We start from the raw sequence: 15,485 nt of genomic DNA on the forward strand, positions 1-15,485 counted from the left end.
CCGTTTCGTATGGGTAGTGCCGGCCGCTGGCCGGCAACCGCAGGATGCCGGAAGAACCCAGGGTGCCGGCCAGCGGCCGGCACTACCAGGACATCAGGTCTTCGGGGTGAGCTTCAGCAGGCGCGCCTTGTTGCCGTCTTCCAGCAGCCACAGTGCGCCATCCGGGCCCTGTTCCACTTCACGGATGCGTTCGCCCATGTTGAAGCGTTCGGCTTCGCGCGCGCTGTCGCCATCGAAGGCCACACGCACCAGCGAGGTGGATGACAGGCCGCCGATGAAGCCGCTGCCCTTCCACTGCGGGAACAGGTTACCGCTGTAGATGACGAAGCCGGCCGGCGAGATCACCGGCGTCCAGGTCACCTTCGGGGCGGCGAATTCCGGGCGGGTGCTGTGGTCGGGAATCGGGCGGCCGTCGTAATGGTCACCATTGGAGACGATCGGGTAGCCGTAGTTGGCGCCGCGCACGATCAGGTTCAGTTCGTCGCCACCGGCCGGGCCCATCTCGTGGGCCCACAGCTTGCCGTTGGCGTCGAAGGCCATGCCGAGGATGTTGCGGTGGCCCAGCGACCACACCTGCGCGGCAACACCACCCTGCGAGGCGAACGGGTTGTCGGTGGGCAGGCTGCCATCATCGTTGAGGCGGATGATCTTGCCGAGGTTGCCGCCCATGTCCTGTGCCGGATCGAACTTCTGCCGTTCACTGGAACTGATCCACAGCTTGCCGTCCGGGCCGAAGACGAGGCGGTGGCCGTAGTGGCCCTCGCCGCTGACCTTGGGCGTCTGTCGCCAGATCACCTTCAGGTCCTTCAGCTCACCGCCACCCTTGGCATCCAGCGCCAGCGTGGCACGCGCGACGGCAGCGCCTCGGGTGTCCAGCGTGCCTTCCTCTGCATAGCTGAGGTAGATCACGTGGTTGCTTGCGAACTGCGGGTGCAGGATCACATCGCCGAAACCACCCTGGCCACCGTAGGCGACCTTGGGCACACCGGTGATTTCATGCTTCTGGCCACTGGCCAGGTCCAGATGCTGCAGCTTGCCGCGCTTCTCGGTCACCAGCAGGCTGCCATCGGGCAGGAAGGTCATTGCCCACGGTTGGTCGAAGCGGCTGACCTCGGTGGCGGTGAATGGGCGTTGGTCTGCAGCGGCGCTGGTGGCGGCAGCCTTCTGCCCACTGGCATCGGGGCCGGCGGCACTGCAGGCCGTGGTGGCGAGGATCGGCAACAGGCCGAGGGCGAGCAGCAGGGGCGTGCGGGTCATGGGTATCTCCAGCGGAAGGGGATGCGGATGGCCAGGCTCTCCCTTGTATACCACCGGGGCGGTGACGGTCCTGGCCCGAAGGTCCTGTTTCCCCCCTGTGCGGCGGCGGCGGGATCGTCTAGGGTGGGTTCGCCCGGGCAAAGCATGCCCGCCTGACTGCAAGGAACCGCAATGAACGCACCGATCATCCATCGACCCTCGCCGGCCTTCATTGCCGCCTCCTGGGTGGCCCTGCTGCTCGGCGCGGTGGCCTACCTGGTAGGCCTGTTCAATGCGGAGATGCCGCTGAACGAGAAGGGCTATTACCTCACCCTGCTGCTGTTTGGCCTGTTCGCAGCGGTGTCGCTGCAGAAGAGCGTGCGCGACCGTGTCGAGGGCATTCCGGTGAGTGGCCTGTATTACGCGCTGTGCTGGTTCGCCTTGCTGTCTGCGCTGTTGTTGCTGCTGGTTGGCCTGTGGAACGCCACCCTGGTGCTGAGCGAGAAGGGCTTCTACGGCATGGCCTATGCGCTGTCGCTGTTCGGCGCGGTGGCGGTGCAGAAGAACACCCGTGACCTGATCGCCGCCGGTGGCGGTGAAAGCAAGCGCAGTGCGGGCGTCCCGCCGCTGCCGGAACAGGAGTGATGCAGCAACGGTAGCGCCGGGCCATGCCCGGCGCTGCCGCATATCGGGTCCGTCAGGGGCCGCGTGCCAGGCGCGGTTCCACCTGCTGCGCTTCCTCCCAGCCACGGCGCACGGCATTGCGCGCCTGCGCCCACTCCAGCCGGCTCTTGCCACGTTCGCTGGCCCAGCGTGATTCCAGTTCGCCCTCCATTTCCTCGTAGGCGCGGATCATGTCCTGCGCGCGGGCCGAGTGGCCGATGCGGTAGGCCGGTTCGTAGTCGTCGAAGAACAGCTGGTCGTCATAGTACGGTTCAGAGGTATAGCGCTCGCGCCAGTAGTTGCTGACCGCGTCGCGCGGCGTGCTGTCGTCCGGCACGCGGCCGGGGATCTGGTATTCGGCCATGGAAGGGCTCCGTTGTTGACGAAGCCTGATCGTGCCTGCGTGGCGGTTAACGGCCGGGGCCGGCAGCGTGATCGTCAGATCAATCTGCCGGTCAGGGCGCGCCACCGTTCACCCGGCGTCGGCATCCTTGCGCGGCAGTTTGTAGATCACTGCGCCGATGGCGAAGGCGACCAGCGCGGCGGCGATGTTCTGCCAGCTGGCACTGGCGAACAGGGCCAGGCACAGCAACAGCGCCAGTACCGGAATCAGCGGGCCACCGGGCAGCTTCAGCGCACCGGGGCGGTCGGCGTAGCGCTTGGCCAGTACCAGGACTGCGGCGGCAGTACCGATGTAGGCGAACAGGCGCGTGGTCATCGACAGCAGCGCCAGCTGCACGAACGAACCCGACAGCGCCAGCCCGAGCGCGATCAGGCCCTGGCACAGGATCGATGCGGCCGGTGTATGGAAGCGCGGATGCACCTGCGCCAGGATCTTCGGCCCGTAGCCATCGCGCGCGAGCGCGAACAGGAAGCGCGGGCCCATCATCATCGTGTTGCTGTTGGTGCCGAGGATGGAAATGGTCGCGCCCACGGTGAGGATCAGCGCGAGTGCCTCACCACCGAAGCCTGCGGCGGCGTCGGCCAGCGGCGTGGCCGAGCTGGACAGCCCGGCCAGCGTGCCCTGCGCCACCACCTGCACCGCTCCATAGATGACGGTGACGGTGATGATCATGGTGATCAGTGCGAACGGAATATCGCGGCGTGGGTTGCGGTACTCGCCGGCCGCAGCCGGGATGTTCTCGAAGCCCGCGTAGGCGTACAGCAGCAGCAAGGCGGCTTCACCCATGCGCTGCAGGTCGTGCGGGTCCGGGCGCTGGCCGGAGAACACCAGCTGCGGATCGATGTAGAACGCGCCGATGGCCACGAACAGCAGCAGCGGCAGCATCTTGCCGATCACCAGCACCACGCCGGTCCGCGCGGCCGAGCGCACGCCGATGATGTTGACGCCGGTGAGGAAGCCCAGCGACACCACGATCACCGCGATGCGGCCCATGCCGGCGCCGGCCCAGGGCCAGAAGCGTGCCACCGCATCGGCCAGCGCATTGCTGAGCGCGGCCGCCGAGCTGATGCGGGTCAGCCAGATCATCCAGCCGATCTCGAACCCGGCAAAACGGCCGAACGCCTCGCGGGCATACAGGTAGCTGCCGCCGGGCTCATCGAAGTAGCTGGCGGCCTGTGCGTAGCACAGCACCAGCAGCGCGACGACGATGCCGGCGGCGACCACGCCCCACAGGCTGAAGGGGCCGAGCAGGGCGACGGTGGCGGCCGGCAGCAGGTAGATGCCGCTGCCGATCACGTCGTTGATCGACAGGCCGACGATCTGCCAGCGGCTGACCGCGCGCTGCAGCTGCGGTTCGTCCTGCGCGCTCAACGGGCGTCTCCGCTCAGTGCGGGCAGCTGCCACTGTGCCTGCAGGCGCGTGTACTCGGCGCGCGGCAGCAGCACGAAGCGCGGCGTATCCTGCGGCCGCAGCCAGTCCAGCAGCGCCTGCATGCGTGCCTGCGGCATGGCGGTGCAGCCGGCCGTGGCCTCACCGGGCGCGCGCCACAGATGGGCGAAGATGCAGCTGCCCTTGCCGGGCTGGTTGTCCGGGTTGTGGGCAATCACGAAGCCTTCCTGGTAACGCACGTCGCCCTTGTTGTGCAGGTCCAGCCGCATCGGCTCGGTGGAGCCCTTGATCGCGGCGCTGCCGACCTTCTTCGCATCGACGATGCGGTTGTAGAACGGTGAACCGGGCACATCCATGCAGTAGCTGCTTTCAAGCATGGGCTGGTAGGCCATCGCAGTTCGGGGGCGGGTGATGGCATAGCCGAAGGCGCTGCCGAGCGCGAACACGCCGGCCGGGCTGCGGCCATCGCCTTCCTGCTTCTGCGGGCCTTCGCCCTGTGCCGGATGCAGGCCCAGGCCCCACGCGCTGCCGGTACGGCCGAGCGCGACCGGGAAGGCCTGCCCGTGCGCGCGCCAGCCCTTGCCGTCGCGTACAAAGGCCTGCAGCTGCCCCTGGGTGCTGTTCCAGTTGTCGCTGGTGACCACGATCAACTGGCGTGCACCATCGAGCGGCGCAGCGTAGGCGGACATCGCAGCGGCAAGCAGCAGCGCAGTGGTGGCGAGACGGGCCAGCGAATTCATCAACGTGCGCTCCGGTCAGGAATCCAGCAGGTGGTCGATCCGCTCCAGGTTCACCGCCAGTTGCTGCTGGCGGTCCGGATTGGCGTGGCAGAGCAGCACGAACAGGAAATCGAGCAGCGCGTGCATGGCGCTACGGTACAGCAGCTGCGCGACCTGCGGCGTGCGGTCGTGCGCGCACACCGCCAGCGCGGCATCAGCATGCGCGCGCAGCGGGTTGGCGGTGTGGCGGGTAATGGAAATCACCTTGCCGCCCATATCCTGGAACTGCCGCGACAGCTGCGACAGCTGGGGCAGGTTGCCGAACTCGGAGAACGTCAACAGCACGTCACCCGGGCGTGCCGCTGACAGGTTGGCCAGCATCAGGATCGGGTCGGTATGCGGCACCACCAGCAGCCCGAGCAGCGACAGCCGCATGGCGAACTCACGCGCGTACAGGCCGTCATCACCCAGTCCGTACACGAACAGCTTCGGTGCCCCATCGAGCAGCTGCACGATGCGCTCGATCTCCTCGCGCGGATTGGCCTGGCGGGTTTCCTCCTCGGCCAGTGCCTTGCTGCGGCGCAGGGCCTCGCCGAGGCGCAGGTAGTCGTCACCGCTGTCCGGTTCACTCGGCGCCTGTTGCGGATCGGCACCCGCGCGGGCCACGTCCTGACCGATGGAGTATTTCAGGTCCGGGTAGCCCTTGAAGCCGAGCTTCTGGCTGAACTTCACCACGCTGGACTGGCTGATGCCCAACGCGCTGGCCAGCTGCTGGGACGAGTAGTCGCGCAGCAGGTGGGCGTTGTCGAGAATGAAATCGGCGATGCGGCGTTCAATGGCCGACATCTGCCCGCGCTCGGAACGGATCTTCAGCAGGGGCGGCATGCGGGGAGTCCGGGTATGTGTAGGCGCGTTGCGGTTGGCAGCGTAGAGCAGATTATGTGGTGGGTCGGGCGGGCGGGGTTTGCGGGGGACGCCGCAAGTACGTCCGTGTAGGCTTGGCCGCCGCATCCATGCGGCGGACACCCCCGCAAGCCCCACCCGCCCGACCTCGGACAGATCGCGCGCGTGCCAGCCGCGAGGGGGGTACGGGGTAGAGCAGAAGCAGGAGCATTCACGCATGGCGTGGATCTACGGGGTGCAGTTGTTGCCTTTGACGTTGAGTCCGCCTTCAAGCGAGCCGAGCACCGCAGGTCCGGCGAGGGCGAAGAGGCGCGGGTGTCTGAGCGCAGCGAGTTCCGCGCCGTCCCTCGCCGGACCGAGGAGCACAGGGCACCGACGTGCGCAGCACGTCGGCTCGCGGCCGGCGGAGCGTTTCTTTTGGTTACTTTTCTTTGCGCGCAAAGAAAAGTAACGCGCGACCCAGGATCAGTTGAAGACCAAGCCAGCCGCAAGGCGCAAATCAACCCAGCATCTCCAGCCCGCGCACTTCGGTGATGCCCAGCCCCGGCACGTCGCTGATGCTGATCTCCGATTCGTTGAAGTGCACGCCGCCACTGACCGGGTCGAACTGGCCCAGCGAGGGGCCGTCGAGGTCGACCTTGGTGATCACATCGCTCTTGGCCACCGCCAGGTGCACCGCCGCGGCCACGCTGATGCTCGATTCGATCATGCAGCCGATCATGCAGGGCACGCCGTAGATACCGGCGATGTCGGCGATGCGGATCGCGTTGGACAGGCCGCCGGTCTTCATCAGCTTGATGTTGATGATGTCGGCCGCGCGCTGCTGGATCAGGTCCATCACCTGGCTCGGGCTGAACACGCTTTCGTCGGCCATCACCGGTGTGTTGACGCGGTCGGTCACGTACTTCAGGCCACTGATGTCGGCCGCCTTCACCGGCTGCTCCAGCAGTTCCAGCACCACGCCGGCCTCTTCCAGTGTGCGCATCGCATGCACCGCCTGCTTGGCGGTCCAGCCCTGGTTGGCGTCCAGGCGAAGCAGGGCACGGCCTTCCACGGCGGCGTGGATTGCCTTGACCCGTTCGATGTCCAGACCGATGTCCTTGCCGACCTTGATCTTCAGCGACTCGAAGCCGCGCTCGATCGCTGACAGCGAGTCGGCCACCATCTTGTCGATGTAGTCCACGCTGATGGTGATGTCGGTGGTGATCACCGGGTCGCCGCCGCCCAGCATCTGGTACAGCGGCGCGCCATGCAGCTGTGCCCACAGGTCGTACAGCGCGATCTCCACCGCCGCCTTGGCACTGCTGTTGCGCTCCATCGCGGTCTGCACCAGCGTGCACAGATGGTTGAGGTTGACCACGTCCTGGCCGATCAGGCGCGGCGCGATGAAGTGGCGGATCGCCTCGATGATCGAGCCGTGGGTATCACCGGTGATCACCGCGGTGGCCGGTGCTTCGCCATAGCCGGTGTGGCCGGTATCGGTGCGGATCAGCACCACCACGTCTTCCACGGTTTCCACCGTGCGCAGGGCGGTCTTGAACGGTGTTTTCAGCGGCACGCGCAGCATGCCCAGTTCGATGGCAGTGATCTTCATTCAGGAGTCTTGGCACGCAGGCGTTGGATGTTGGTGATGCGATCGATGTAGCGGACGCTGTCGCTGGCCATCATCGGCTCCAGCGGGGTGACCGAAACACCATTGAGATGGGCCTGCACGCGTTTGCCGTCTGCACCGTACCAGCTGCCGCCCGCCGTATCGTGGATGACCCAGGTGCGGCCGTCGACATGGCCGATGGCCATCATCACGTGGCCGGGGATGTAGACCAGATCGCCCACCTGCAGATCGGTGACGGCGCTGTCGCGCACGGCCTTGCCGTCCTTGCCGGTGAACGGCACGCGGTCCAGCGCCGGACTGACCGCCTGCGCGCTGGTATTGCGCGGTAGGAGCACGCCGAAGCTGCGGTAGATCTCGGAAACGAAACCGCTGCAGTCGCGGGTGTCGTAGTCGTGGCCCCAGCCGTAGCGTTCACCGAGGAATTTGAAGGCCTGCTGCAGCAGCAGGCGTGGAGTCAGCGGTAGGTAGTCGGCGGCGGTGTCCTGCGAACGCGGCAGCAGCGCCGGTACCAACTTCAACCGGCCATCGCTTTCGCGTACCGGCAGCTGCACCACCCACGCGGCGTGCGCCTGCTGGCCGTTCACCGGTTCGGCGGCCGGCCAGTCAGCCAGCACCGGCAGGCGCACGCCCATGTCCAGCTGCAGGCGCGAGACGCGTGGTTCTTCCGGTGTGTAGGCGGTCTGTGCGGTGGCGCCGGTGACGATGCGGTACGGCCCCTTCGCGCCGTAGCCGAGCACCGTGGCCTTGTCGCCGCTGGCGATGGCGTCGGCCTCGACCCACGCGCTGTAGCGTTCGCTGTGCACGAACAGCCAGCGGCCATCGGCGCTGCGATGGACCACGGCGACCTTGTCGCCGGGGAACAGAGCCGATTCCTGGAAGCGGTCGATGTCGGTGTCGCCGACGGTGCTGAAGACGCGCTCGCGGGTGGGGAAGGTGCGCAGTGCGGCGCGCTTCACCACCAGCCCGTATTGCGGTGTCGTCTGCGCGGGAATGGCATCAAGACCGAGATTGGCTTCGATCGCGCTGCGCAGTGCCGGGGTGATGGCCTGGCCCTCGTCGTTGTACAGCGTGCGGGTGGGCCAGCTCGACAGTGCGGTGATGCTGCCGCGCACTGCCGCTGCATCAAGCTGTGCGGGCAGCACGGCGATGTCCTGGATGTGTCTGTCCTGCGCCCGCATGCGTGCGTTCTGCGCGTCGATCTGCATGCGGTCGAGGATCGGGGTGTCGGCGTTTTCGAGCCGTGCTGCCCAGTAGCCCGGCGTGAGGTAGGCCTCGTGCAGGCCGATCACATACGGCAGCGGTGCGCCGGGATCGGGCGCCGGGGTGGCCTGTGCAAAGGCCGGTGCGGCCAGCAGGCACAGGGCCAGGGTCAACCGGCGCGGCCAGTGCCGGCGCGGTTCGCGGGAAGCCAGGATCATGCGCTGCACACCCTCCTCGAATGCCTGTAGGAATATTTATTCCTTTCTGTGTCGAAATCAAGAATAAATTATTGACCGCCCCCCCGGCCCGTGTTACACAGCCGTTACCACCCGCGCTTGGGAAGTGTCGCTGTGGATCCTGCCGTTCGCAAACTGCGTCTGCCTGCTGCTGCCGGCCTGAGTGCCGCGCTGCTGCTGTGCGCGTGGTCGGCGGGAGCGCAGCCACCGCCGTCGGCCACGCAGTTCGCGCAGGTGGTGCAGATGATCGATGCGGGACGGTTCTTCGAAGCGGGAAGTGCGCTGAACACGTGGTCGGCAGCGGATGCGGCGGAACCTGGCGTCAGCGAACAGGACATCGGCTTCCAGCAGGAGCGCATGCGGCGGATCCGCCTGGATTTCTCCCTGGACCAAGCCGCTGCCAAGGCGGCCGTACGCCGCTGGATTCCCGACCTGACTGACGAAGAATTCGCGCGCTGGGACCAGCTCGGCCTGATCGAACATCTCGATATCGACGGCGCGCGCTGGTACTTCAAGCGCGCACCGTCGAACCTGTTCCTGCTCAGCGACGAAGCGCGCGCACGCCGCCGCGCGGATGCGCCGCTGCCGGCGCCCGGCCCGAACGAAGTGCTCAATGCACACCATGCGCGCGTGATCGCGGTGGCAGAACAGAGCGGCCAGGCCTCGGTGCTGCCGCAGCGCATCGAATTCATCCAGTCGCTCACGGTCAAGGCCGATGCGGTACCGGCGGGGGAAACGGTTCGTGCCTGGATTCCATACCCGCGCGAAATTCCTGGCCAACAGGAACGCGTGCAGTGGCTGGGCGGCACCCCCGGCAGGGCGCGCGTGGCACCGGCCAGCGCTCAGCAGCGCACCGCTTATCTGGAAGCAAAGGCGGTGGCTGGGCAGCCGACGCGCTTCGAGATCCGCTACGCAGTATCGATCTTCGCCCACCACACTGCGATCGATCCGGCCAAGGTGCAGGCCACGCCGGCCGATGCGGCACTGAAACCCTACCTGGCCGAACAATTGCCGCATGTGCGCTTCACTCCGGCACTGAAGCTGTTCTCCGACCAGGTGCTGCAGGGGGAAACCCGCCCGTATGAAGTGGTGCGAAAGCTGTTCACCGCCGTTGATCGCATTCCGTGGGCCGGCGCGCGCGAATACTCCACGATCAGCAACATCAGTGATTACGCATTGCGCGCCGGCCATGCCGACTGCGGGCAGCAGACCCTGTTGCTGATCGCGCTGCTGCGCATGAACGGCATTCCCGCGCGCTGGCAGTCGGGCATGGTGTTCTCCGACGATGGCAGCGGCTACAACAACCTGCATGACTGGGGGCAGGTCTACCTGGCGCCGTATGGCTGGCTGCCGATGGACGTGACCACCGGGGCGCTGGCCAGCGATACGCCCGCGCTGCGTGATTTCTACCTCGGTGGCCTCGACGGCTACCGCATCGCCTTCAACGACGATTTCGGCCAGGCCCTGGTGCCGGCCAAACAGCACCACCGCTCGGAAACGGTCGACTCGCAGCGCGGCGAGGCCGAGTGGGCAGGCGGCAACCTGTACTTCGACCAATGGAACTACGACTTCCAGTGGCGGGTACTGCCAGCCGGGCAACGCTAGCGCGATACACCACCCACACCACCATTCAATTCTTGCAGGAGAGAGCAGGGGATGAAGGCTTACACCATCAAGCGGGCGGCGTTGTGCGTCGCCCTCGGGGCGTGCCTGGGCGCGATGCTGCCCAGCATCGCGTTGGCACAGAATGTCAGTGGCGCCGTGGCCGGCCGTGCCACCGCCGGCGACCAGGTCACCGTGGTCAGCAGCAGTACCGGCCTGACCCGCACCGTCACCGTCGGTGCCGATGGCAGTTACCGCCTGGGTCAATTGCCGGTAGGCGACTACCAGCTGCAGCTCAGCCGTGAGGGCCAGGCGCTGGGCGATCAGGTCGCGGTCAGCGTCGCCGTCGGTGGCACCACCACGGTCAACCTGGCAAGTGGTGGCGGTGTCACCAATCTCGATGCACTGCAGGTGCGCGGCACCCGCGTGATCAACCGCGTGGATGTCTACTCCACCGAAACCTCGTTCAACATCAACCGCCAGGAGATCTCACGGCTGCCGGTAGCGCAGGACCTGTCCGCGGTCGCGCTGATGGCACCGGGCGTGGTGGGGGGCAATTCGTCGTTTGGTGGCCTGTCGTTCGCCGGCTCCTCGGTGGCCGAGAACGCTGTCTTCATCAACGGCCTCAATGTCACCGACATGTACACCCGGCGCGGCTTCAGTACCGCGCCATTCGCCTTCTTCAACGAGTTCCAGGTCAAGACCGGTGGCTACTCGGTCGAGTTCGGCCGCTCCACCGGCGGCGTGATCAATGCGGTGACCCGTTCGGGCAGCAACGTGTTCGAAGGCGGCGTGGAAGTGACCGCTGAACCGAGCGCGTGGCGTTCCAGTGGCGGCGATCATTTCCACCGTGACGGTACGCCGCATTCCTACGGAAGCCGCGACAACAATTCGTTCCTGAAGACCAACGTCTGGGGTTCCGGCCCGATCATCAAGGACAAGCTGTTCCTGTTCGCCATGTACGAGGACCGCAGTGACAAGGGACACAACACATCGTCCGATGGCAGTACCTGGTTCAAGAATGATTCCGGCAACGGCTTCTGGGGCACAAAGCTGGACTGGAACATCAACGACAACCACAGCCTGGCACTGCTGGCGTTCTCCGACGAGGGTGACGTCACCAATGCCTCGTATGGCTACAACTGGAACAACGACCGGCTTGGCGCCTGGGGGGGGGACTCGATCACCGAGACCGGCGGCCGCAACTGGTCGGCGACCTACACCGGTCATTTCGGGCAGAACTTCACTGCCCGCGCCATGGTCGGCCAGAACAAGCAGCGTGCGTTCACCAACTCGTCGCTGGACCAGGCCTGCAGCCCGGTGTTCACCGACAGCACCTACGGTCCGCGCCTGGGCAAGCTGCAGGGCCTGCGCGCCGGCTGCCATCCCACCGGCACGGCGGTGGCCGAGCGCGATGACACCCGCGACGTGGCCCGCCTGGACTTCGAGTGGCAGCTGGGCGACCACCTGCTGCGCTTCGGCGTGGACCGCGAGCTGATGACCACCGACCAGTCCACCCGCTACCCGGGACCGACCGCGCTGAGCTATACCGCCTACGTCGCGCGGCCCGGCGATGAAGTGTGGGACGGCGCCAACGCCTATGTTCCGGCCGGCGTCACCGAGATGCTGCGCGCACGCAACCGCCAGTCCGGCGGCAAGTTCGAGACCGAGGCCAACGCGTTCTACCTGGAAGACATCTGGAACATCACCCCGAACCTGATGCTCAACCTCGGTGTGCGCTGGGACCGTTTCGAGAACCGCACCGCCGCCGGCAAGGCGTTCATCAAGATGGACGACCTGATCGCACCGCGCGTCGGCTTCTCGTGGGACATGCGCGGTGATGGCAGCACCAAGCTGTTCGGCAACGCAGGCCGCTACTACCTGCCGGTGACCAACAACATCAACGTGAACTTCGCCGGTGGCCTGACCGACGAGTACAGCTACTACGTGCTCAACGGCTGGGAGCAGAAGACCTCGCCGACCGGCTCGCCGTACATGGCACCGATCGTCGGCCAGCAGATCGGGCCGACCGACACCCGCATGAACACCGGTGGCGCCGATCTGCGCCAGAGCGTGGACCGCGACCTGAAGGCGGTCTACCAGGATGAGTACATCCTCGGCTTCCAGAACATGATCAACCAGGCCTGGTCGTGGGGCGTCAATGCTACCTATCGGCGCATGACCCGCGCGCTGGATGACATCCGCATCAACTACACCCCCTGTGGCCCGACCCCGAGCACGCTGTGGCCGATCGCCAACCCGGGCGAGAGCCTGACGATATGGGGCGACAAGAGCATCGGCTGCGCCAATGAAGGCTGGATCACCATCGATACCGCCAACAGCGGCTACCGCAAGGGCGGCAGTGGCGAGGTGATCGGTTACTCCAAGCCCAAGCGCACCTACAAGGCGCTGGAGTTCCAGATCGACCGTGCATGGGACGAGAAGTGGATGCTCAACGCGTCCTACCTGTGGTCGAAGAGCGAGGGCAACTTCGAGGGCCCGGTCAACTCCGATACCAACTACGGCGACACCGGCATGGTCCAGTTCTGGGATCATCCGGCCACCAACGAGCGCTACGGCGTGCTGTTCAACGACTTCCGCCATCAGTTCAAGCTGCGTGCCGCCTACGCACTGAACAAGCAATGGTCGTTCGGCACCACGCTGCAGGTGCAGTCCGGTGGCCCGATCACTGCGTACGGCGTGATGTGGCCGAACGATTCCATCGCCGGTGGTAGTACCTCCAGCGAAGGCAGCGGCGGTGGCACCGGCTGGCTGTGCGTGGCCAACTGCTCGGGCCCGTACGACAAGCGCCAGTTCGAGTACAGCCCGCGCGGCGCGTTCGGTCGCCTGCCGTGGACCTGGACCATGGGTGCCAATGTGACCTGGCGCCTGCCAGTGGAGGGCATCGACCTCAGCGCGCGGCTGTCGGTGTACAACCTGTTCAACAACCAGAAGACCATCAACGTGCACCAGCGCTATGAAGCACAGCCGGGACAGTACCGCGAAGCCACCTTCGCAACCGGCACGCGTTGGCAGGCACCGCGCTACACCCAGCTGGTGGTGACCTGGAACTTCTGAGGCCGTGATCCGCGCCGTCCACCGTGACGGCGCGGGCAATGGAGGCGCTGCCCGCATGCACCATCTGCTGATCCTCGCAGCGGCACTGACCGCTCCTTCCGCTTCGGCGGCCGATACCGCATCCATCGATGCGGATGTCGCCGCCGTGGTCCGCGTCGAGCATCTGCCCGGGTTGGCCATGGCGGTGGTCGAGAACGGTCAGGTGGTCCATCGCCATGTGGAAGGTACGCGTGGTGATGGAGGCCGCATCGATGAGGACACGCTGTTCAAGATTGCCTCCAACAGCAAGGCGATGACCGCCGCGCTGCTGGCACGGCTGGTGCAACAGGGCAAGTTGCGCTGGGACGATCCAGTGCAGCGGCATCTGCCCGGCTTCCGCATGCATGACGCGTGGGTCGGCCGGCAGATGCAGGTGCGCGACCTGCTGATCCACAACAGTGGGCTCGGCCTGGGTGCCGGTGATCTGATGCTGTGGCCGGAACCGAATGCGTTCACCCGCGCCGACATCATTGCCGGACTGGCGCACCTGAAGCCGGTCAGCAGCTTCCGCAGCTACTATGCCTACGACAACCTGATGTACGTGGTGGCCGGTGAAGTGGCTGCTGCGGCCGGTGGCAAACCGTACGACCAACTGATGCGCGAGCAGGTGTTTGAACCACTCGGCATGACGCGCTGCCAGGTGGGGGCGTGGTCGGTGAAGCGCGTGGGCAACGTGGCGCAGCCGCATGCCTGGCGCGGAGATCGCAATGAGGTGGTGAACGCCGACGGTGAGACCAGCCCTGACCTGCCGTCGATGGCAGCCGGCGGCATCCGCTGTTCGCTGCGTGACATGACGCGTTGGATGCAGGTGCTGCTGGATCCTGCGCTGGTACCGGATTGGCTGGGCAGAGAGCAGCGGCGCACGCTGTGGACCCTGCACATGCCGATGCCATTGGGTGAGCGCCAGCGGCGCTGGGACAACGCGCACTTCTACGGCTACGGCTATGGCTGGCGCGTGTCTGACATGGATGGGCAGTGGAAGGTGGCGCACACCGGCACGCTGTCGGGCATGTACTCGTCGCTGGCGCTGCTGCCCGACCGCAAGGTGGGCGTGGTGATGCTGATCAATGGCGAAGGCGAGGATGCGCGTGTCGCGTTGATGCAGGCCGCGCTGAAGCGCTTCACCGCGCCAGATGAAGCGCGGCCTGCGATGGAGTACCTGGCCGAATTGAAGGCGGACCAGGCAACGCGGGCGGCGACCGGCCATTCGCGGCCGTCCACCGTTGCGGCGCAGGAGACGAGCCGCACGGATCTGCCACGCTGGCAGGGCCGTTACCGCGATCCGTGGCTGGGTCCGGCCTCACTGTGCCCGGGCGCGGACGGCCTGCGCTTCATCGTGGACAAGTCGCCAAAGCTGCGGGCCACGGTGCTGCAGTTGCAGGGGCGTTGGCTGCTGCGCTGGGATACGCTGGGCGAAGACGCACAGGCCTGGCTGCAGCCCGGTGCCGGTGCGCCGCCCACGCTGGACCTGCGTGCCATCGACCCGGACATCGACTTCAGCTATGACTTCCAGGATCTGCATTTCACTCGTACTGGCGACTGCGCTGGCAGCGACCACCAGCGCCGCTGAGCCACCGCGCGTTTCACCGGCCACTGATGCCGCCAGCGCCGGATTAGTGGAGATCCGCACGTTGTCGCCAGGCATCGACATGGACATCCGCTACGCCGGCGCCAACAACTTCACCGGTGCGCGCGTGCCGGGCTACGAGGCGCCGTCCTGCTATCTGCTGGCGCCGGTGGCGAAGGCGCTGGCGCAGGTGGAACAGGACCTGCGCGCGGATGGCTTTGGCCTGCGCATCTACGACTGCTATCGGCCGGTACGTTCGGTGCAGGCCTTCATGGCCTGGGTGAACGACCCCAGCGAGCTTTCGCGGAAGGCTTTGCAGTACCCGGATCTGGACAAGCCAAGGTTGCTGGCCGACGGCTACGTCGCCGAGCGCTCCGGCCATAGCCGCGGCGCCACGGTCGATCTCGGTCTGCTGGACTGCCGCAACGGCCGCTGCAAGCCGATCGACATGGGTACCGACTTCGATTTCTTCGGCCCACGTGCGCATACGCAGGCGAGCGGACTGAGCGATGCACAGCAGGCCAATCGGCAGCAGCTGGTAAGCGCGATGGCCCGGCGAGGCTTCGCCAACTACCCGAAGGAGTGGTGGCACTACACCCTGCAGCCCGAACCGGACCCCGGCACCGCGTACGACGTTCCAGTGCTTTAGGGGTTATCGGCAGGGCTGCGCCCTGCACTTGCAGAGGCAACGGCCGAATCAACAGCAACAGCGTGCGTTCCGTGGGTTGGCGGGGCGGTGCCGGAGTGCGGGGACGCCGTAAATCCGTCCATGGAGGCTTGGCAGCCGCTTGCTCGTGTGCGCAGTCCTGCGCACACGGCAAGACCGGGGTTGGGCGTC

12 protein-coding genes are annotated in these 15,485 nt (G+C 66.4%); 5 read left to right on the plus strand and 7 right to left on the minus strand.

Annotated elements, in window-relative coordinates:
• Positions 1-93: 93 nt before the first annotated feature.
• Positions 94-1,257: a PQQ-dependent sugar dehydrogenase gene (locus AC3ITW_RS01760; RefSeq protein ID WP_100433917.1), complete on the minus strand. Its 1,164-nt coding sequence runs from the start codon at positions 1,255-1,257 to the stop codon at positions 94-96.
• Between the two features lie 171 nt (positions 1,258-1,428).
• On the opposite strand from AC3ITW_RS01760, the gene yiaA reads away from it, so the two are divergent.
• Positions 1,429-1,881 carry an inner membrane protein YiaA gene (gene yiaA, locus AC3ITW_RS01765; RefSeq protein ID WP_012509851.1) on the plus strand — a complete coding sequence of 151 codons (453 nt, stop codon included), beginning with the start codon at positions 1,429-1,431 and terminating at the stop codon, positions 1,879-1,881.
• A 52-nt stretch (positions 1,882-1,933) separates the two neighbouring features.
• Here the strand turns inward: yiaA and AC3ITW_RS01770 are convergent, their stop codons facing one another.
• The 6 genes from AC3ITW_RS01770 to AC3ITW_RS01795 all read right to left on the minus strand — a co-directional run bounded on the left by AC3ITW_RS01770 (position 1,934) and on the right by AC3ITW_RS01795 (position 8,343).
• Positions 1,934-2,263, minus strand: a complete 330-nt coding sequence (locus AC3ITW_RS01770; protein ID WP_012509852.1) for a hypothetical protein — start codon at positions 2,261-2,263, stop codon at positions 1,934-1,936.
• 108 nt (positions 2,264-2,371) lie between these two features.
• Positions 2,372-3,673 carry an APC family permease gene (locus AC3ITW_RS01775; RefSeq protein ID WP_012509853.1) on the minus strand — a complete coding sequence of 434 codons (1,302 nt, stop codon included), beginning with the start codon at positions 3,671-3,673 and terminating at the stop codon, positions 2,372-2,374.
• Positions 3,670-4,431: a L,D-transpeptidase family protein gene (locus AC3ITW_RS01780; protein ID WP_489389999.1), complete on the minus strand. Its 762-nt coding sequence runs from the start codon at positions 4,429-4,431 to the stop codon at positions 3,670-3,672. The genes AC3ITW_RS01775 and AC3ITW_RS01780 overlap by 4 nt, the downstream gene beginning before the upstream one ends.
• Positions 4,432-4,446: 15 nt before the next feature.
• A complete protein-coding gene (locus AC3ITW_RS01785; protein ID WP_100467701.1) occupies positions 4,447-5,295 on the minus strand; it encodes a MurR/RpiR family transcriptional regulator in 849 nt (282 codons plus the stop codon).
• Between the two features lie 517 nt (positions 5,296-5,812).
• Positions 5,813-6,907 (minus strand): dipeptide epimerase, encoded by a 1,095-nt coding sequence (locus AC3ITW_RS01790; RefSeq protein WP_004139139.1) that lies wholly within the window; start codon positions 6,905-6,907, stop codon positions 5,813-5,815.
• The gene (locus AC3ITW_RS01795) at positions 6,904-8,343 is read right to left on the minus strand and encodes a C40 family peptidase (RefSeq protein WP_100467743.1); all 1,440 of its coding nucleotides are present in this window, start codon (positions 8,341-8,343) and stop codon (positions 6,904-6,906) included. The genes AC3ITW_RS01790 and AC3ITW_RS01795 overlap by 4 nt, the downstream gene beginning before the upstream one ends.
• A 132-nt stretch (positions 8,344-8,475) precedes the next feature.
• Between AC3ITW_RS01795 and AC3ITW_RS01800 the strand changes: the two genes are divergently transcribed.
• The 4 genes from AC3ITW_RS01800 to AC3ITW_RS01815 are packed head-to-tail and all read left to right on the plus strand — an operon-like array spanning position 8,476 to position 15,296.
• Positions 8,476-9,966, plus strand: coding sequence for a transglutaminase-like domain-containing protein (locus tag AC3ITW_RS01800; RefSeq protein ID WP_100467702.1), 1,491 nt, complete (start codon positions 8,476-8,478; stop codon positions 9,964-9,966).
• Positions 9,967-10,017: 51 nt separating this feature from the next.
• On the plus strand, positions 10,018-13,041 hold the full coding sequence (locus AC3ITW_RS01805) for a TonB-dependent receptor (protein ID WP_012509858.1): 3,024 nt from the start codon (positions 10,018-10,020) through the stop codon (positions 13,039-13,041).
• 55 nt (positions 13,042-13,096) lie between these two features.
• Entirely contained in the window at positions 13,097-14,650 is a 1,554-nt protein-coding gene (locus tag AC3ITW_RS01810) for a serine hydrolase domain-containing protein (RefSeq protein ID WP_489390000.1), read from the plus strand.
• Positions 14,583-15,296, plus strand: coding sequence for a M15 family metallopeptidase (locus tag AC3ITW_RS01815; protein WP_100467703.1), 714 nt, complete (start codon positions 14,583-14,585; stop codon positions 15,294-15,296). Before AC3ITW_RS01810 ends, AC3ITW_RS01815 begins: the two co-directional genes overlap by 68 nt.
• Positions 15,297-15,485 lie beyond the last annotated feature (189 nt).

The sequence above is a fragment of the Stenotrophomonas sp. KH_052 genome (assembly GCF_057838755.1).

Coding starts and splice junctions, on each gene's coding strand:
- AC3ITW_RS01760 (WP_100433917.1), bottom strand. CDS start 1,257: ATGACCCGCACGCCCCTGCTGCTCGCCCTCGGCCTGTTGCCGATCCTC.
- yiaA (WP_012509851.1), top strand. CDS start 1,429: ATGAACGCACCGATCATCCATCGACCCTCGCCGGCCTTCATTGCCGCC.
- AC3ITW_RS01770 (WP_012509852.1), bottom strand. CDS start 2,263: ATGGCCGAATACCAGATCCCCGGCCGCGTGCCGGACGACAGCACGCCG.
- AC3ITW_RS01780 (WP_489389999.1), bottom strand. CDS start 4,431: ATGAATTCGCTGGCCCGTCTCGCCACCACTGCGCTGCTGCTTGCCGCT.
- AC3ITW_RS01785 (WP_100467701.1), bottom strand. CDS start 5,295: ATGCCGCCCCTGCTGAAGATCCGTTCCGAGCGCGGGCAGATGTCGGCC.
- AC3ITW_RS01790 (WP_004139139.1), bottom strand. CDS start 6,907: ATGAAGATCACTGCCATCGAACTGGGCATGCTGCGCGTGCCGCTGAAA.
- AC3ITW_RS01795 (WP_100467743.1), bottom strand. CDS start 8,343: ATGATCCTGGCTTCCCGCGAACCGCGCCGGCACTGGCCGCGCCGGTTG.
- AC3ITW_RS01805 (WP_012509858.1), top strand. CDS start 10,018: ATGAAGGCTTACACCATCAAGCGGGCGGCGTTGTGCGTCGCCCTCGGG.
- AC3ITW_RS01810 (WP_489390000.1), top strand. CDS start 13,097: ATGCACCATCTGCTGATCCTCGCAGCGGCACTGACCGCTCCTTCCGCT.
- AC3ITW_RS01815 (WP_100467703.1), top strand. CDS start 14,583: ATGACTTCCAGGATCTGCATTTCACTCGTACTGGCGACTGCGCTGGCA.